Raw genomic sequence first — 18,110 nt, forward strand, 5'->3', positions numbered from 1 at the left:
CGCGGGTCAGTCATCGCGGCCGGCGTGGCACGTGGGCGGCGCGGACGCTGACGACGGTCGATCGTTCAACCGGTCGAGCACCGCTTTCCAGTCGAACGGCAGCAGCGCTGCGTAGTCGAGCCCGTGCGCGGCCATCCTGTCGACGAATCGATCCTGCACGCGTGCACACGCATCGCTCATCTCCGGCTCGACGCCGCCTTCGCGCAGCGTGTCGCACACTTCCCGCATTTCGGCCGCGCGCCGGCGGCCGTGCTCGGCGACGCGGCCGATCAGATAGCCGGGCAGGTCGGACCGCGTCGCGAACGTGTCGAAGGTCTGCCGCAGCGACGCGAGCACCAGCGCGTCCGCGCCATACGCGCGGGCCGCGCTCAGGCATTCGACGGCGAGCGCCTCGATTCCCTTGATCATCACGCTGCGGCACATCTTCGCGGCCGACGCGGCGCCGACGCGCGTCGACACGGCCTGCGCAGCGAAGCCGAGCGCATTCAGCTCGCGCGCGACCGCATCGGCCGACGGACCGGCCAGCAGCATCGGCACCGCGAGGCCGTGCGGCGGCACGGGCGCCATCACCGCCGCTTCGACGTAACGGCCGCCGGCGGCTTCGATCAGTTGCTGGCCGTGCTGCTTCCGTGCCGGCGATACCGAGTTGATGTCGACGAAGGTCTGGTTCGCCCGGATGTGCGCGGCGACCGCCGCGGCGACTTCCGCGTCGGACGATGCCGTCACGGCCGACACGATCCAGTGCGCGTCGCGGATCGCGGCGGCAACCGTCGACGCGGCTTCGACCTGCGCGCGCGCAGCCTTGGCGCGCATCGCGCTCGCCGTCCGTGCGTCGTCGAGCTGCCGGTCGTACATCGTCACGCGGACGTTGCGCGCGGCGAGCGCGCCGCCGAGCAGGCTGCCCGCTTCGCCGAAACCGATGAACGCGATCGCCGGGTCTATCATGCGTGTCGCTCCTGATGCAGGTGATGCGCGGGCTGGCCGGCCGGTATCGCGACGCGTGATGGCAGCGTCGCGCCGCGGCAGCCAGCCGCGCGGTATATCGACCGGATTGTGCGGCAACGCGCGCGCCGGGCGCGATGCGAATCCGGCGCGACAGCCATGCGCGTTCGTTATCGCGCAGCGGCTATAGCGTGCGGCGTGCGCGCGACTTCGGTCGCGACCACACGGATCGCGTCGATCAACGCGCGTGCCGCCGGCGACGGCGGACTGCCGGCGCGCGTCATCAGGCCGATGTCGCGGGTCGTTTCGCGCATCGGCACGTCGAGCACGGCCAGCAGGCCCGCTTCGCATTCGTAATGCAGTTGCTGCGCGGACAGCACCGCGAGCATGTCGGTGTGCAGCAGCAGGCCGCGTATCACCGCCAGGTCGGCGCTCTCGACCGTCGGCATCGGCGGCTTGAGCTTCATGCGCCGAAACAGCGATTCGAACAGCCCGCGCGCGGGCGAGTGGCTGCGCGGCAGGATCCATTGCGCGCCGGCGAGGCTTGCGAGCCCGAGGTTGCGTACGTCGGCGAGCGGGTGAGCGCGCCGCGCGAGCACGACGAGGTTCTCGGACATCAGCCGTTCGTTCTCGAGGTCGCTCGCCGGATCGCTCGCGCGCAGCGCGCCGAGGATGAAGTCGACGTCGCCCGCGCGCACGCCGGCGACGAGCGCCTCGTATGCGCTTTCGTCGGTGATCACACGCACCTTCGGAAATCGCGTGACGACGCGCGCGACCGCTTCGGGCAGCATCAGCGTGCGGCCGAGCGGCAGCGCGCCGACGGTCACGACGCCCTGGATGCTGCCGTGCAGCGCGGCGACGTCGTCGGCGACGTGGCGCAGTTCGTTCAGCGCGCGCCGCACGTGCAGCAGGAACGTCTCGCCGTCGGCCGTCAGCAGCAGGCCGCGCGGATGCCGATGGAACAGCGCGAAACCCGCGCCGCTCTCGAGGATCCGAATTGCGCTGCTGACGGCCGGCTGCGTGACGCCGAGCGCACGCGCGGCGCTCGGCATGTGCCGGTGCCGCGCGAGCGTCGAGAACAGCTGGAGCCGCCGTGTGTTGAGCAGGTACGCGGGCAGGCCGCCGTCGGCGGGCGCGCGGCGGCGCGACTGGCGCAGCGCACACCAGTTCGCGAGCGCGCCGAGTTCGGCGATCACGCGCTCGCCGCGCTTGAGCACCGCACGACCGACCGGCGTGGCGAGCATGCCGGTCGGCTTGCGGTCGAACAGCGCTTCGCCGACGGCCGTTTCGAGTTCCTGCACCGCGCGCGTGACGGCCGACTGCGCGCGAAACAGCGTCGCGGCGGCGCGGCTCACGCTGCCCGTTTCGGCAACGCGCTGCACCGCGTACAGGCAGGCGAGGTTCGGAAGTTCGGTGTTGTCCATGGGCGTTCGGGCAGTGTGCGTCGCCGGCCGCCGCGCACGGCATGCGTGCATCCATGCGGCCCGCGCCGGCGACGCAGCGGGTTGGACGACTTTACCGGAACGGTGGCCGCAGAGCTTGCGTCGTGCTTGTCTCCCCATCTGTTTTGTTTATCGGATGCGAATCGCCGGGCGACCGGCTGTGGTGCGCGCGCTGCCGAAGGCCGACGCGCGAGCGCCATATCTGGCGGGCATCCGGGCCATCGGCGACGCTGTGCGCATGCCGGTTGAAAGCTCGCCGGGCAGGCGGCTTCGTCAAAATATAAGGGTTTACCCTGACTGTGTTGCATCGCCCGCGACTGAGTAATTTCAATCCCGGGAGCCGCAAGCACGCGGTTGCCGGCGCATCGGGCCGCCATCTGATTCATTGTTCGTCCGATCACGAAAAGGGGCTGGCGCGCGGCGCGGCACCTGCAACTACGAGCGAGGCAGCGTAATGGGACGACAGCACATCATCGGAGCACGCGAATCGACGCACGCATCGGCGCGCAGCACGCCGTTTTCGGACACGGTACGCGCGGGCATTCGCGGCGGCTTCGCGGGCGCGGTGCTGATCTGGGTCTACGAGGCGCTCGTGTGGGTCGGCGCGCAGCACCTGATGCCGCTCGCCGGCATCCCGCGCAACGCGACGGGGCTCGTGTTCGGCAAGGCCGCACAGGATGCGCTCGGCATCGGCGCATATTTCATCGGCACCGCGATCCATTTCGCGTTCGCGCTGTCGTGGGGCGTCGTGTTCGCGGCGATCTGGCCGTGGTTTCGCCGGCGCGGCTTCGAGGCGACGTTCGTCGCGCTGTTCTTCGCGATCGTCGCGTGGATCGTGATGCACGCGCTGATCATGATCGCGTCGAGCAATCATCCGAACTATTTCGACCCGAACGTGATCATCGGCGGGTTCATGTCGCATTTCGCGTTCGCCGTTCCGCTCGCGCTGGTCGTCAAGCGCAGCCTTGCGCCGCAGCCGCACGGGCGCGCGTAGCGAGCGGACGCGCACGCATTCAATCAGCAACGGCCGGCACGGCCGGAGCGCATCAGGGCATCACGAAGGAGCATTGGCATGGCACGGATTATCGGAGGCATCGCGGCCTCCCACACGCCCACGATCGGGTTCGCGTTCGACAAGAACAAGCACGACGATCCCGTCTGGGCGCCGATCTTCGAAAACTTCGCGCCGCTGGCCGCGTGGCTCGCCGACAAGCGTCCCGACGTGCTGCTGTTCATCTACAACGACCACGTGACGTCGTTCTTCTTCGACCACTACTCGGCGTTCTCGCTCGGCGTCGGGCCGCAGTGGCATCCGGCGGACGAAGGCGGCGGCGCGCGCGACCTGCCGCCGGTCGCCGGCCATCCGGCGCTCGCCGCGCATATCGGCCAGTCGCTGATGGCCGACGAGTTCGACATGTCGTTCTTCCAGAACAAGCCGCTCGACCATGGCTGCTTTTCGCCGCTGTCGGTGCTGTGTCCGCATCGGCCCGACTGGCCGGTGCAGCTGGTGCCGCTGCAGATGGGCGTGCTGCAGCTGCCGGTGCCGTCCGCGCGCCGCTTCTACCGGCTCGGCCAGGCGCTGCGCCGCGCGATCGAAAGTTATCCGGAGGACCTGCGCGTCGCGATCGTCGCGACCGGCGGACTGTCGCATCAGGTGCACGGCGAGCGCTCGGGCTTCAACAATCCCGAATGGGACGCACGTTTCCTCGATCTGCTCGAGCGCGATCCGGAGCGCCTGGCCGGCATGCCGCTCGGCGAATACGCGACGCTCGGCGGCTTCGAAGGCGCCGAGGTCGTGATGTGGCTGACGATGCGCGGCGCGTTGCCGGCGGGCGTCGTGTGCCGTCACCGCGGCTACTACCTGCCGTCGATGACGGGGATCGCGACGGCCGTGTACGAGCCGGCGGACACCGACGTCGACGAGGCGGCGGCCGAGCGTCACCGGCAGCGGATCGCGGCGGAACTCGCGGGCGTCGAGCAACTGCCCGGCACCTATCCGTTCACGATCGAGCGGGCCGTGCGCGCGTACCGGATCAACGACTATCTGCACCGGATGATCGAGCCCGCGCATCGCGCGCAGTTCCTGAGCGACCCCGAAGCGAGCTTCGCGGCGGCGGACCTCAGCACGGAGGAGCGCGACCTGATCCGCCGGCGCGACTGGCTCGGCCTGCTGCGCTACGGCGTGATCTTCTTCCTGCTGGAAAAGCTCGGCGCGGTGACGGGCGTATCGAACCTGCATATCTATGCGGCGATGCGCGGCGAATCGCTCGAGGACTTCCAGCGCACCCGCAACGCGCCGGGCGCGCTGTACTCGGTGGCCGGCAAGAGCGCCGGGCCGCTCGGCTGGGACAGCGCCGACAAGCCGGGCAACACGTAACCCAGGACGAAGGCGCGCGCGGAATCGCGGCGCCTGCGCATCCGGAAGGCGTGAAGGCCGGAACGCCGGAACGCCGGAACACCGGAAGCGTCGCAACCATATAAATAGGATGACGAATCGATCGGTCGTTCGTCGCCAAGGAGACAGGAGAGTCATGATGGCAAGTGGAAAGACAATCGACATCAAGTCGTTCATCGACGAGCGGCCGGTGTCGCGTTACCAGTGGCTGCTGGTCGTGCTGTGCTGCCTCGTCGTGATCGCCGACGGGATGGACGTCGCGATCATGGGATTCGTCGCACCGTCGGTGATTCGCGACTGGGCGATCTCGCGTCCCGAGTTCGGGCTCGTGATGAGCGCGGCGCCGATCGGGCTCGTGATCGGCGCGCTGCTGGCCGGCCCGAGCGCCGACCGGTTCGGGCGCAAGCGCGTGCTGATCGCGTCGGTGTTCCTGTTCGGCGTGTTCACGATCGTGACCGCGCACGCGCAGTCGCCGTTCGAGATGGCGGTGCTGCGGCTGCTGACCGGCATCGGCCTGGGCGCCGCGATGCCGAACACGACGACGCTGCTGTCGGAGTACGCGCCGCAGCGGATGCGCGCGCTGATGATCACCGTGATGTTTACGGGCTTCAACCTCGGCTCGGCGCTGATCGGCTTCGTCGCCGGCTGGCTGATTCCGCTGCACGGCTGGCGCGCGGTGCTGCTGTTCGGCGGCGCGCTGCCGCTGCTGCTGATTCCGCTGCAGCTGTGGCTGCTGCCCGAATCGGCGCGGCTGCTGGCCGTGCGCGGCGCACCGTCGCAACGCATCGGCGCGCTGCTGAACCGCGTGTGCGGCGCCCGGTTCACCGGCAACGAGACGTTCGTGTCGAACGAGCCGCCGCTGCCGACGCGCAAGCCGATCGGCGTGCTGTTCTCGCAAGGCTATGGCCGCGTGACGCTGTCGCTGTGGATCACGTATTTCATGGGGCTGCTGGTGATCTACCTGCTGACCGGCTGGCTGCCGACGCTGATCAAGGATGCCGGATTGTCCGTCAGCACGGCAGCGAACGTGACCGCGATGTTCCAGATCGGCGGCACGATCGGCGCGATCGGCGTGGGCTGGCTGATGGATCGCGTGCGGCCGGCACCGGTGATCGGCGCCGCATATCTCGGCGGCGGGCTGTGCGTGGCCGTGCTCGCGTGGGCGGGGGCGTTGTCGTCGTCGCTCGCATTGCTGGTGTTCGCGGCCGGCTTCTGCATGAGCGGCGCGCAGACCGGGCTGAACGCGTATGCGCCCGGTCGCTATCCGACCGTTGCACGCGCAACCGGCGTGAGCTGGATGCTCGGGATGGGCCGCTTCGGCAGCATCTTCGGCTCGGCGATCGGTGGTGCGCTGCTCGGCTTCGGCTGGAAGTTCGACGCGATCCTGTCGATGCTCGCGGTGCCGGCCACGCTGGCGGCCATCGCGATCATGACGACGCAGCGTGCGGCCGTGCCCGAACCGCAGGAACTCGAAAACCCGGCGCACTGACGCACGTCGCACGCCGCCGTCCGGCGCGGTCGTCGGCAGGGTGCCGGACACCTCATCAAACGCAGGAGCATCAATGATCATCGATATTCACGGCCACTACACCACCGCGCCGAAGGCGCTGGAAGCGTGGCGCAATCGCCAGATCGCCGCGCTCGGCAGTCCGTCGGAGCAACCGAAGGTGGCCGAGCTGAACATCGGCGACGACGAGCTGCGCGAATCGATCGAGCACAACCAGCTGCGGCTGATGCGCGAGCGCGGCCTCGACCTGACGATCTTCAGCCCGCGCGCGAGCTTCATGGCGCATCACATCGGCGACTTCGCGGTGTCGAGCACGTGGGCGGCCGTGTGCAACGAGCTGTGCCATCGCGTCCATCGCCTGTTTCCTGACCACTTCGTGCCGGCCGCGATGCTGCCGCAAAGCCCGGGCGTCGACGTCGCGACCTGCATTCCGGAGCTCGTGCGCTGCGTTGAGGAATACGGCAATGTCGCGATCAACCTGAATCCGGATCCGTCCGGCGGCCACTGGACGAGCCCGCCGCTGTCGGATCGCTACTGGTACCCGATCTACGAGAAGATGGTCGAGTACGACATTCCCGCGATGATCCACGTGAGCACGAGCTGCAACGCGTGCTTCCACACGACCGGCGCGCACTACCTGAACGCCGACACCACGGCGTTCATGCAGTGCCTGACCTCCGACCTGTTCCGCGACTTCCCGACGCTGCGTTTCGTGATTCCGCACGGCGGTGGCGCAGTGCCGTATCACTGGGGACGGTTCCGCGGGCTCGCGCAGGAGCTGAAGAAGCCGCTGCTGAAGGACCATCTGCTGAACAACGTGTTCTTCGATACGTGCGTGTATCACCAGCCCGGCATCGACCTGCTGACCGGCGTGATTCCGGTCGACAACATCCTGTTCGCGAGCGAGATGATCGGCGCGGTGCGCGGCATCGATCCGGAGACCGGTCACTACTACGACGACACGAAGCGCTACATCGACGCATCGTCGCTCGATGCGCAAGCGCGTCACAAGATCTACGAAGGCAATGCGCGGCGCGTGTATCCGCGCCTCGATGCGCAACTGAAGGCGAAGGGGCTTTGATCATGACTGAACTCGGCGTGGTGTACCGCACGATCGAGCGTGCGGATCGGGATGTAGCGGCGCGGCTCGGCGCGCTCGGCTCGGCGACGGTGCACGAGGCGATGGGCCGCACGGGGCTGCTGAGGCCCTACATGCGGCCGATCTATCCGCGTGCGCAGGCGTCCGGCACGGCCGTCACGGTGCTGCTGCATCCGGGCGACAACTGGATGATGCACGTCGCGGCCGAACAGATCCGGCCGGGCGACGTGGTCGTCGCGGCAATCACCGCGGATTGCACGGACGGCTATTTCGGCGACCTGCTCGCGACGAGCTTCAAGGCGCGCGGCGCGCACGCGCTGATCATCGATGCCGGCGTGCGCGACGTCGCGGTGCTCGAGGCGATGCAGTTCCCGGTCTGGAGCAAGGCGATTTCGGCGAAAGGCACGATCAAGGCGACGCTCGGCTCGGTGAACGTGCCCGTCGTATGTGCGGGCGCGCTGGTCAATCCTGGCGACGTGATCGTCGCGGACGACGACGGCGTGGCCGTGGTGCCTGCCGCGCGCGCCGCGCAGGTGCTCGAGAAGGCGGCGGCCCGCGAAGCGAACGAAGCGGCGAAGCGCGCGAAGCTCGCGTCCGGCGTGCTCGGCCTCGACATGTACGACATGCGCGAGCCGCTGCGGCAGGCGGGCTTGCGCTACATCGACTGATGCAGGCGGACGCGATGATGCAGACACCGGAAGCGGCGCTGGCCGTCACGGGCATTTCGTCGATGGCGACACGGCCGGTGCTCGCGCGGCTCGCCGCCGCTTACGAGCGCGACACCGGCGCGCGCGTCGCGATCACGTCGGTCGGCGGCGTCGACGCCGCGCGGCGGGTGCGCGACGGCGAGCCGTTCGATGTCGTCGTGCTCGCGTCCGATGCGATCGAGCGGCTCGCGGCGGATGGCCACGTCGAGCCGGGCAGCCGCGTGGACGTCGCGCGCTCGGGCATCGCGGTCGCGGTCGCGAGCGGCGCGCCGCGGCCGGACATCGGCACCGAAGCCGCATTGCGCGATGCGGTCCTGGGCGCCGGCCGGATCGGCTATTCGACCGGGCCGAGCGGCACGCACCTGATGCGCCTGTTCGCCCGCTGGGGCATCGCCGACGCGATCGCACCGCGCATCGTGCAGGCCCCGCCGGGCGTGCCGGTCGGCGCGTTGATCGCATCCGGCGACGCCGAGCTCGGCTTTCAGCAGACGAGCGAGCTGATGAACGTGCCGGGCGTCGCAATCGTCGGCGCGCTGCCCGACGCGGTGCAGGCGGTGACGGTGTTCGCCGCCGCGGTCTCGGCCGTCGCGCACGATCGCGCGGCCGCGGCGCGATTCCTTGCGTATCTGGCGTCGCGGGAAGCCGCGCACATCAAGCGCGAACACGGGATGGAGCCCGCATGAGGCCGATGCGGCCGGATCGATAAACGAATCGGATGGGATTCGCCGTTCTTCGCAACGGCTTCTCGCGACGAGCTTAGTTATGCTGATGAAGTGGCGAGAGGCGATCCGGCTCGCACGATCTATCGAAGAATCAATACAACGTCGCTGCGTCGCCCGGTCCGGGCGCGCGGCATATCCGGCAGAAAGACAGGAGACAGGCATGCAGACGAACTGCAGGGCAGGGTGGATGGTGCGCGCATGGCATCGCGCGGCACGCGTGAGGCGCGATGCGCTGGCCAGGGCGCTGGCGATCGGCATCGTGTGGCTGTGTGCGGCGCTGACGGGCTGGCCGAATGCGGCGAATGCGGCGAGCACCGCCGGACTCGCGAATCTTCCCGCGGTGATGCCCGCGATGTCGTGCCCGTCGGTCGCGGCGCTCGACCTGAGCGGCGTGACCGACGGCACCGTGACGATCACGTCGGCGGTGCTGCTGCCGGCCGGCACGGTCGTCGGTAACAACACGTTGCCGGCGCCGGTGTGCGACGTGAAGGGCACGATCGGCCCGGGCGCGTCGCTGTTCGAACTGCAGCTGCCGACGCAGGGCTGGACGCAGCGTTACCTGCAGACGGGTTGCGGCGGCCTGTGCGGCAACCTGTCCGTCAACGCGCCGATGGCATCGACGTGCGTGCCGGTGACGAACGGCACGATCGCGATGGCCGCGACCGACATGGGCCACGAGGGCGGCAACGACGGCTCGTGGGCGCTCGACCCGAAGGCGAAGCTCGATTTCGCATACCGCGCCGAACACGCAACGGCTCAGGTCGCGAAGGCGATCATCGGCAAGTTCTATGCACGGCCCGCGCGCTACGCGTACTTCGACGGCTGCTCGGACGGCGGCCGCGAAGCGCTGATGGAGGCGCAGCGCTTCCCCGACGACTTCGACGGCATCGCCGCCGGTGCGCCGGCGAACGACCTGATCGTGCAGAACACGTTCCACCATGCATGGCCGAACGCGGTCAACACCGACCCGAAGACGGGCAGCGCGATCCTGCTCGCCGGCAAGCTGCCGATGTTGCACGCGGCCGTGCTGAAGGCGTGCGACGGGCTGGACGGCGTGGTCGACGGCGTGATCGACAACCCGCGCGCGTGCCGCTTCGATCCCGCGACGATCGTCTGCGCGCAAGGCCAGTCCACCGCGACGTGCCTGACGCCGCAGGAAGCCGACGTCGTGCGCCGGATTCACGACGGCGCGACGAGCGCGGACGGCACGCGGCTCGAGCCGCCCGTCTCGCGCGAATGGGGCTCCGAGCTGAACTGGACGCTGTTCGTGCCGCCGACCGCCACCGCACAGAGCGGCACGATCGGCTTCGTGCTGCCGTTCCTGCGCTATCTCGACTACTACAACGCGTCGTATCCGTCCGCGGCCATCGGCGACCTGAAGTTCACGCTCGACGGGTTCGCGAAGACGGTGCCGGTGTCGAACTACCTGGCCGCGACCGATCCCGACCTGAGCCGGTTCGCCGGGCGCGGCGGCAAGCTGCTGCTGTGGCACGGCCTGGAAGACCAGCACATCTCGCCGCGTTCGAGCATCGAGTACTACGAAGCGATGAAGCACGACATGGGCGACGCGAGAGTCGACCGCTTCGCGCGCTTCTACCTGTTCCCGGGCGTCGCGCACTGCGGCGGCGGGCAGGGGCCGAACGTGTTCGACATCCTGTCGCCGCTGATGGCGTGGACCGAGACGGGCGCGACGCCGGGCCGGATCGTCGCGTCGATCGTCGACGCGAACGGCAACACGACGCGCACGCGTCCGGTGTTCCCGTATCCGGCTACCGTGCGCTACACGGGCAGCGGCAGCACCGACGATGCGGCGAACTTCGTTGCCGATACGCCGAAGGCCGACCCGTTCGTCGACCTGCACTGGGCCGGCGAATGGCTGTACTCGCCGGGTTACGAGGCGCAATGCCAGGTCCAGGGTTCGCAACTCGTCTGCAAGGGCGGCAACGGCTGGCATGCGTATCGTCCGTGACCCGACGGCGGCACGCGCGGATTACAACAACTCACGCATTCGACAACGCACGGAAGGAGACGGATCGATGAAGAAGCAGGCATCACGGGTCGCGCTGACCGCCATCGCGATGGCGGCGGCCGCACCGGCGTTCGCGCAGAGCAGCGTCACGCTGTACGGGATCGTCGACAACGGGATCGGCTACCAGAGCAACGCGACGACGCTCGGCTCGACGAGCGGCGGCAAGTCGGTGATAAGGATGAACCAGGGCGTGTGGGCCGGCAGCCGTTTCGGCTTGAAGGGCGCCGAGGATCTCGGCGGCGGCACGAAGGCGGTCTTCACGCTCGAATCGGGCTTCAACTCGGGCACCGGCGCGACGCAGTACACCGATGCGATGTTCGGGCGGCAGGCGTGGGTCGGGCTGACCAATGCGACCTACGGCACGCTGAGCGCGGGGCGGCAGTACGCGTCGTACTACCAGACGATGTCCGCGTTCAGCCCGACGACGTGGATCACCGGCTACTACGGCGCGCACCCGGGCGACGTCGACGGGCTCGACACGATCTATCGCGCGAACAACACGCTCGAATACACGTCGCCGAAATGGTACGGGCTGACGCTGAGCGGCTCGTATTCGTTCGGCGGCGTGGCCGGCAGCACCAATGCGGGTTCGACATGGGCGACCGGCATCCAGTACGCGGCCGGCCCGCTCGGCGTCGGCGTCGCGTTCGAGCGCGTGAACAATTCGAATACGGCCGGCGGCGCGTGGGGCGCGAATTCGACGACATCGAACGGCGGCGCGCAGGTGGGCGTGTCGGCGCTCACGAACGGCTACCAGACCGCGAAGGCGCAGCAGCGGTTCGCGGTGGGCCTGAGCTACCGGTTCAGCGACGCGTGGGATGCGACGGCCACGTATACCAACACCGAATACGTCCCGGGCGCGGCGTCGAAGTTCGTCGACACCGCGATCTTCAACACGGCCGGCGCGGTGCTGCACTGGAAGCCGTCGGCGGTGTGGGATGTCGGCGCAGGCTATGCGTACACGCGTGCGACCGAGGCGAACGGCATCACCGACAGCGCGCAGTATCACCAGTTCAACCTGTCCCAGTACTACTCGTTGTCGAAGCGCACGGGGCTGTACCTGCTCGAAGCGTATCAGCACGCGAAGGGCAAGACGCTCGGCACGAGCGGCGCGGGCAGCATCGTCGACGCGACCGCGACGCTGGGAGACGGGTTCAACGCTGCGCCGTCGTCGACCGGAAACCAGTTCGCGTTCGGCGCGGGCATCATCCACCGGTTCTGACCGGTGCGACGTGCGCGCCGCGCGCGCGCGCACGGCCTGCGTTACGCGACCCGGATCCCGAGGTTCTCGATCAGCATCGCGGCCTGGTCATACGACACGATCGCACCGCGCAGCACGCCGGATGCAAGGAGCCTCGGCGTGCCGCCGAGCTCCACGTCGCGCAGGTCGGCGCCGTCGAAGCGGACATCGTTCAGATGCGCGTTGCGCAGGCTGCCGCCTTCGAATACGGCGTCGCGAAAGTCCGCGCCCGCGAGATCGGCATCCGAGAAGTCGAGCGCGACGAGGCGCGTCTTGCGGAATGAAAAGCGGCGCAGGCTCGCGCCGACCAGCAGCGTGTTGGAGAACTCGATGCCGAGCGCCTTGCATTCGTCGAAATCCGCGCCGGTCAGCCGGCATTCGTCGAAGCGCGCCGAACCGAGCTTGCTGCGCCGCCAGCTCGTGTTGTTGAGATCGCAGGACTGGAACTGCGCATCCTCGAGATCGGCGGACGCGAAACTCGTCTGGCGCGCGCGGCAGCGGATCCATGTGGTGTGCGCGAGCGTCGCGCCGACGAACGACGCTTCCGCGAGCGCGCAGCGCTCGAACCGCACACCGCGCAGGTCGAGCCGCGACAGGTCCGCGCCTTCGAGGTCGCAGTCTTCGAGACGAAGCGGTGCGGGCGAGCCTTCGACGCGTTGCAGCAGGGCGGCGCGATCGAGCGTCAGGCCGGTGACGGAGGCTTCGGACGTCATGCGGTGATCCAGTGTGATGAGAAATGGTCGGGGACGGCGGCACTGCCCGGACGATGCGATATCGCGCCCCCCCGGACACCCGTGCCGCGATTATCCACGATCCGTGCGGAACGCATCCATGCTCGAGCGGATTGTCGGCGGCCGGCTTTCCGGCACCCTGTCGTCGATGCGCCGCGTGCAGGGCTGCTCGAGCGGACCGCGCGCAACGATCGGATACAAGGATGCAACGAAATGGAGGACCGACCGCGAGCAAGCCATTCAGGATCGCGGCGATCGCGTGTCGGTGACGGCGGCCCGGCGAGCACGCGGTCGCGTGGGCCGAGAAGATCCGCGACGGCGTCGAGCATCCGGTCGAGGACGTGTCGACGATGCGCGTGTGCCGCGCGGCCGCCCGAGCGACGCGGTCGGAATCCGGAGACGGGAAGTACCGCGCTACATCTTCTCCTTTACCCCCGTCCGGACCAGCCACCAATTGACCGGGTAACTCGTCGCGAATCCGGCCAGCATCGCCAGTTGCATGGCGAACCAGAATTCGGGGCTGTTCGCCGGTGCGATATCGCCGTACGCGCGCTCGAACCAGACGAACTGGATGAGCGCCATGAGTCCATACATGCCGATCTGCCACGCGGTAATCGATGCGATGTCGGCTTTGAGCGCCGCTCGCAACCCTGCGGCTGCCGAAAGATTCTTCATCGGCTTGATGGTGAAGTACTGAAACGCGATGCCGAGGAGGAACGCGACCGCGAAGTCGAGTACCCAGACCGCGCAGGTTTTTTCCGCAAAGAGCGAACCCCATCCGAGCCACACTGCCAGACGCGGGAACAGCAGCGCGGCCCATTCGGCAATGATGTCGCCGAGTGTGCAGCCGGCGCCGCAATGGCTCGTACCCTTCAGGACGGCCACGGGCAGGGAACCGGCTGCGCCGCGCGGCGGGTCGTTCGAAACGGCCCGCCCCCACGCGTAGTAGCCGGCGAGCCACGGCACGGTTCCGAACAGCGTGGTCAACGGCCATACGAGATTCATGATCCACATCTTCTGCGGATGCTTCGCTTCATCGATCGCGACCACCGCGGCGCACGTCATGCCGATGGCGATCCAGACAACGGAAAGTGCGTGCAGCCACGGTGGAAAATTGCCGAAGGCCATCCCTGAACCTCGCGAAGTAGACGAGCAGCGGATTCGCGCGCATATGGCGGCGGACTCGCTGCCCGGCAGAGCAACGCGTATTCCTTGACGGCGGCGGATATGCAGCGTCCGGATGCGACGCTCACCAGCGGAAGCGATCGCCGGCGAGCCGCGAGTGTGCGGCCCAGCCGTCCGGGTGGTAGGTCGCGCTCGGGATATAAACGGGGACGGGCGCCGCATCGACTCCCGCCGGGCGGCGGACGTTCGGCAACAGGCTCGGCGACGCGTGCGGACTGCCGACATGCAGTATATTTCGCGCCGGGATCACGACATGGCTGGCCGTTCCCGGTTGCGGACCCGTCGAATCACCGGGCTGCGCGACGAGCAGGGCGATCAGCAACGGTATCGAAATGCCGTTCACTCTCCTCACCGATTCAGGTTGATGGGGTCAATCCATACCCGGAGTAGCGAATAGATGAAAGCACTTTGCACTACCCGTCATGCGTGCCTATATTTTAGGTCACATGATGACATGACTCCAGAAAACGCCCGGTGTTTACGGAGTTTGTAATGGCGGCGAGCAATCGAAAGGCCGGCGCAGGCGCGACCAAACACGACCTCGAACAGCTGTCCGAATTCCGCTACCGGCTGCGGCGTTTCCTGCGTTTCTCGGAGGAAATCCTGCGTGCCGAGGGGCTCACGCCGTTGCAGTACATGCTGATGCTGCATACGTGTGCGTTTCCCGATCGCTCGTGGGCCACCGTCGGCGAGATCGCCGAGCGGCTCCAGGCGTCCTCGCATGGCACGGTCGCGCTCGTCACGCGCTGCGAAGCGGCCGGGCTCGTGCGGCGTCAGACGAGCGAACAGGATCGAAGGCAGGTGGAAATCCATCTGACCGAAAAAGGAGCGGAGTGCCTGCGCAAGGTCGCCGCGTTGCACAAGTCGGAAATCCAATCGTTCGGCTGGGCATTCCAGGACGTCACCGACACGCACTGAACGCGCGGCGGCGGTGCGCGCCGGATTCACCGCGACAGCCGCGCCCCCACGGTGGCCGCGACGACGCACAGTGCGGGAGAACGAACACATGCTTCAGGGGGGAGGTCGTTTGCAAGGAGTTGCATATGAGCACGACCTCGAGCGTCGATCTGCAAGGCAAGCCCCGGCGTGACGCCGGAATCATCGGGCTGTTGTTCGCCAGCACGACCAGCATGGTCGGTTCCGGCTGGTTGTTCGGCGCCTGTCACGCATCGCGCATCGCCGGCCCGCTGAGTATCGGCAGCTGGGTGCTGGGCGCGATCATCATCATGTTGATCGCATTGTGTTTCGCCGAGCTGGCGGCGATGTTCCCGCGCAGCGGCGCGCTGGTGCACGTGAGCCATGCGAGCCACGGCGTCGGTCTGGGCCGCATCTTCGGCGGCGGTCTGGGCGCCGTTGGATTCGGCTGGGCATCCTGCTGGTCGCGCTGTGGAGCGTGGTGGTGCTGGTGCTCGCGATGGGCAGCGCGCTCGATGGCGGCGAGACGTCGGAGATGATCGCGCGCATGAACGAGGCAAGCTGAGCGCTCCGCATGCCGGCGGGAACGGCAATCGTGATGTCCCGGCCGACAGGGGGAAATGTCACATCGTGACTAGTTTGCATGTTACGATGCGCGAATTCTGTAGAAACATGCATTGAGAAGTGCTCCCTCAGCCCGCTGAAATCGACGTCCGGTCGTCCCGACACGAAAGGCCGGGGCGAGCATGAACGATCGGCATGTCGTTCGAAACCGGATTGGCAGACGGGTGGGCAGGGGGAGACGATGATTCGCATTTCCGCGCTCGCAGATCGCCGCGCGATACTGCACGCGCGGCGACTGTGGCTTCACTATGGCGTGTTCTGGCTGGGTGCGGTGGCAGTCGGCCTCGTCGCAGTGCTCTACGCGAAGCTGATCGATTTCGGCTACGGCGTGTTCCTCGGTTATGCGGCGCGGCACGCGTGGTTGCCGCTGATCGTCACGCCGGTCATCGGTGCGCTCACGGTCTGGTTGACGCGGCGATTCTTCGATGGTGCCGAAGGCAGCGGGATTCCGCAGGTGATCGCCATGCTGCATGCACCGGGCAACACCGGCGCAAGGTTGCTGAAGATCCGGATCCTGGTCGGCAAGATTCTCGTCTCGTTCCTCGCCATTCTGGGCGGCTTCACGATCGGTCGCGAAGGCCCGACGATTCATGTCGGCGCCGCCCTCATGTTCAACCTTCGGAAGTTTTATCCGCCGCGGTTTCGTGCGATCCGGCCCGGCGTGCTCGAGCACCGTCTGGCGCTGGCGGGTGCGGCAGCCGGCCTCTCCGCGGCTTTCAATGCGCCGCTCGCGGGCGTGGTGTTCGCGATCGAGGAACTCACGCGAAGCTTCGAGCAACGGACGAGCGGCGTCCTGATCACGGCGATCATCTTCGCCGGGATCGTGTCGCTCGGCATCCAGGGCAATTACGTGTACTTCGGCACGATCGACGTCGGCGCGCACCTGCCGGAGTCGCTGGCGCTTGCGGTGGTGCTCATCGGCGTGATCGCGGGCGTGATGGGCGGGATCTTCTGCTGGCTGTTGCTGAACACGCGGCGCTGGATGCCGCGCGGGCTCCAGGATTTCCGCGCCGGCCAGCCGATTCTGTTCGGCGCCGCGTGCGGGCTGGTCGTCGCGGTCGTCGGCGTCGCGACGCACGGCCATACGTTCGGGAGCGGATACGCGGAAGCGCGCGGCATGCTCGAAAGCCATACGAACGTGAGTGTCCTGTATCCGGTGTTCAAGATGGTCTCGATGATCGGGTCGTATCTTCCGGGCGCGCCCGGCGGCCTGTTTGCGCCATCGCTTGCGATCGGTGCAGGAATCGGCAACACGCTGCATATCCTGTTCTCCGGAATGCAGTTGCAGATGCTGATCGCACTCGGGATGGTCGGTTATCTGGCGGCGGTCACGCAAAGCCCGATCACGGCGTTCGTAATCGTCATCGAGATGATCAACGGCCACGCGCTCGTCATCTCGCTGATGGCCACCGCGCTGATCGCGAGCCGCGTGTCGCGGTTTTTCGCTCCGCCGCTGTATGAAGCGCTGTCGACACGCTATTTTCCTGCCGCAAACCGATGACCGTCGGGACGCATTGCGCGACGGTATCGAACATCTTCAACCTCGCTCGTTTTTATTCATGAAGGGCCTGCTGATTTTTCTTGCCGCGTCGACGCTGTTGTTTGCCTATGTGGCGCGCTCGGTCGCCGATGATGCGATTCCCGACGATTACCGCTACCTCGCGCGCATCAACGTTCGTCCGGTCGTCATCAATTGCGTCGCGGAAATCGACCGGTGGATCCGGACGTCCGCCAGGTACGACATGTTTCTCGCACCGGATGTCCGGTTGCTGAGGGCCAAGGTTCGCGCTTTCCGCGGTATCGACGGCGTTGCAGGTAGCGGCTCGCGCGTCGATTCGACGGTGACTGTCCGCGCGTCGGCGCGCGTGCGGCCCCGTGGCGCGTGGCTTCCCGTGACGGCGAAGTGCAAGATCTGGCACACGCACGTCGTGGGCGTCATGATCCAGCCGTCGGAATTGCGCTGACCGGCATCGCGCGATCGAACGACAGCGGGTCAACCTGATCCGCGCCGGGATGCCGGGGCCGACGCTGCCATTCGCGGGCAAGGCATTCGCGGGCGCGACATTAAGATTGCCTTCAGCTTGAGCGGAGCATGCTGTCTCCATGGCAGAAGAGGTGTTCTCGGACGCCACCCCTGTTCAATGGAGATCCAGACCATGAAATTCGCTATCCGCACCATCATGCTTGCCGTGGCGATCGCTCCCGCATTCGCGTTGGCCGCTCAATCGGACGGCGGCGTGACCCGGGCAGAAGTTCGCGCGCAGATCGCACAGGTCGAACACGCCGGTTACTACCCGGCCCGCAAGGACATTCACTATCCGCAATCGATCCAGCAGGCCGAAGCACGCATCCGGTCGTCGGACGTGACGAATGGCGCCGATGTGTCGGGCTACGGGCCGGCACAGCCGGGAACGTTCGACGCGGGGGCCGCGGTCCGTCGTCATGGCGCGGAACGTTCGCTGTACGCGCATCATTGACGCGATACGCGCGCGAGCGAAGATTCCTGCGATGACGTCGCTTCGGTCGCGCGCTTGCGTCCCGTATGCGGGTGGCGGTCGTCGGGTGCGACGAA

Annotated in this window: 18 protein-coding genes; 13 read left to right on the forward strand and 5 right to left on the reverse strand. The window is 67.6% G+C overall.

The genetic code is table 11. From position 1 onward, the window contains the following. Window positions 1-6 precede the first annotated feature (6 nt). Complete coding sequence (locus Q3A80_RS21290) at window positions 7-945, reverse strand: DUF1932 domain-containing protein (RefSeq protein ID WP_446330858.1); 939 nt, start codon at window positions 943-945, stop codon at window positions 7-9. Between the two features lie 167 nt (window positions 946-1,112). Beyond that, on the reverse strand, window positions 1,113-2,366 hold the full coding sequence (locus tag Q3A80_RS21295; RefSeq protein WP_446330859.1) for a LysR family transcriptional regulator: 1,254 nt from the start codon (window positions 2,364-2,366) through the stop codon (window positions 1,113-1,115). Between the two features lie 472 nt (window positions 2,367-2,838). Between Q3A80_RS21295 and Q3A80_RS21300 the strand changes: the two genes are divergently transcribed. The 8 genes from Q3A80_RS21300 to Q3A80_RS21335 all read left to right on the forward strand — a co-directional run bounded on the left by Q3A80_RS21300 (window position 2,839) and on the right by Q3A80_RS21335 (window position 12,065). After that, window positions 2,839-3,378, forward strand: coding sequence for a hypothetical protein (locus Q3A80_RS21300; RefSeq protein ID WP_446330860.1), 540 nt, complete (start codon window positions 2,839-2,841; stop codon window positions 3,376-3,378). 78 nt (window positions 3,379-3,456) lie between these two features. Continuing rightward, window positions 3,457-4,761 (forward strand): gallate dioxygenase, encoded by a 1,305-nt coding sequence (locus Q3A80_RS21305; RefSeq protein WP_446330861.1) that lies wholly within the window; start codon window positions 3,457-3,459, stop codon window positions 4,759-4,761. Window positions 4,762-4,918: 157 nt separating this feature from the next. Beyond that, window positions 4,919-6,268: an MFS transporter gene (locus tag Q3A80_RS21310; RefSeq protein ID WP_446330862.1), complete on the forward strand. Its 1,350-nt coding sequence runs from the start codon at window positions 4,919-4,921 to the stop codon at window positions 6,266-6,268. Window positions 6,269-6,341: 73 nt separating this feature from the next. Then, window positions 6,342-7,367, forward strand: a complete 1,026-nt coding sequence (locus tag Q3A80_RS21315; protein WP_446330863.1) for an amidohydrolase family protein — start codon at window positions 6,342-6,344, stop codon at window positions 7,365-7,367. A 2-nt stretch (window positions 7,368-7,369) separates the two neighbouring features. Beyond that, window positions 7,370-8,053 (forward strand): 4-carboxy-4-hydroxy-2-oxoadipate aldolase/oxaloacetate decarboxylase, encoded by a 684-nt coding sequence (gene ligK, locus Q3A80_RS21320; RefSeq protein WP_446330864.1) that lies wholly within the window; start codon window positions 7,370-7,372, stop codon window positions 8,051-8,053. 14 nt (window positions 8,054-8,067) lie between these two features. Beyond that, entirely contained in the window at window positions 8,068-8,775 is a 708-nt protein-coding gene (locus Q3A80_RS21325) for a substrate-binding domain-containing protein (RefSeq protein ID WP_446330865.1), read from the forward strand. A gap of 199 nt (window positions 8,776-8,974) precedes the next feature. Then, window positions 8,975-10,783: a tannase/feruloyl esterase family alpha/beta hydrolase gene (locus Q3A80_RS21330; RefSeq protein WP_446330866.1), complete on the forward strand. Its 1,809-nt coding sequence runs from the start codon at window positions 8,975-8,977 to the stop codon at window positions 10,781-10,783. Window positions 10,784-10,850: 67 nt separating this feature from the next. Then, the gene (locus Q3A80_RS21335; protein WP_446330867.1) at window positions 10,851-12,065 is read left to right on the forward strand and encodes a porin; all 1,215 of its coding nucleotides are present in this window, start codon (window positions 10,851-10,853) and stop codon (window positions 12,063-12,065) included. Window positions 12,066-12,106: 41 nt separating this feature from the next. Here Q3A80_RS21335 and Q3A80_RS21340 read toward each other — a convergent pair whose 3' ends face one another. The 3 genes from Q3A80_RS21340 to Q3A80_RS21350 form a co-directional block, all read right to left on the reverse strand. Beyond that, window positions 12,107-12,796, reverse strand: coding sequence for a pentapeptide repeat-containing protein (locus tag Q3A80_RS21340; RefSeq protein ID WP_446330868.1), 690 nt, complete (start codon window positions 12,794-12,796; stop codon window positions 12,107-12,109). A gap of 432 nt (window positions 12,797-13,228) precedes the next feature. Then, the gene (locus tag Q3A80_RS21345) at window positions 13,229-13,942 is read right to left on the reverse strand and encodes a DUF4396 domain-containing protein (RefSeq protein ID WP_446330869.1); all 714 of its coding nucleotides are present in this window, start codon (window positions 13,940-13,942) and stop codon (window positions 13,229-13,231) included. Window positions 13,943-14,063: 121 nt separating this feature from the next. Continuing rightward, a complete protein-coding gene (locus Q3A80_RS21350; protein WP_446330870.1) occupies window positions 14,064-14,342 on the reverse strand; it encodes a hypothetical protein in 279 nt (92 codons plus the stop codon). A 149-nt stretch (window positions 14,343-14,491) separates the two neighbouring features. Here Q3A80_RS21350 and Q3A80_RS21355 point away from each other — a divergent pair, with 149 nt between their 5' ends. The 5 genes from Q3A80_RS21355 (at window position 14,492) to Q3A80_RS21375 (ending at window position 18,015) form a co-directional block, all read left to right on the forward strand. Then, on the forward strand, window positions 14,492-14,917 hold the full coding sequence (locus tag Q3A80_RS21355; protein ID WP_446330871.1) for a MarR family winged helix-turn-helix transcriptional regulator: 426 nt from the start codon (window positions 14,492-14,494) through the stop codon (window positions 14,915-14,917). A 125-nt stretch (window positions 14,918-15,042) separates the two neighbouring features. Then, window positions 15,043-15,453, forward strand: a complete 411-nt coding sequence (locus Q3A80_RS21360) for a hypothetical protein (RefSeq protein ID WP_446330872.1) — start codon at window positions 15,043-15,045, stop codon at window positions 15,451-15,453. Between the two features lie 266 nt (window positions 15,454-15,719). Next, the gene (locus Q3A80_RS21365; protein ID WP_446330873.1) at window positions 15,720-17,039 is read left to right on the forward strand and encodes a chloride channel protein; all 1,320 of its coding nucleotides are present in this window, start codon (window positions 15,720-15,722) and stop codon (window positions 17,037-17,039) included. A 58-nt stretch (window positions 17,040-17,097) separates the two neighbouring features. Beyond that, the gene (locus tag Q3A80_RS21370; RefSeq protein ID WP_446330874.1) at window positions 17,098-17,502 is read left to right on the forward strand and encodes a BspC domain-containing protein; all 405 of its coding nucleotides are present in this window, start codon (window positions 17,098-17,100) and stop codon (window positions 17,500-17,502) included. Window positions 17,503-17,679: 177 nt separating this feature from the next. After that, window positions 17,680-18,015: a DUF4148 domain-containing protein gene (locus Q3A80_RS21375; RefSeq protein ID WP_446330875.1), complete on the forward strand. Its 336-nt coding sequence runs from the start codon at window positions 17,680-17,682 to the stop codon at window positions 18,013-18,015. Window positions 18,016-18,110 lie beyond the last annotated feature (95 nt).

Source organism: Burkholderia sp. SR8, assembly GCF_052851275.1.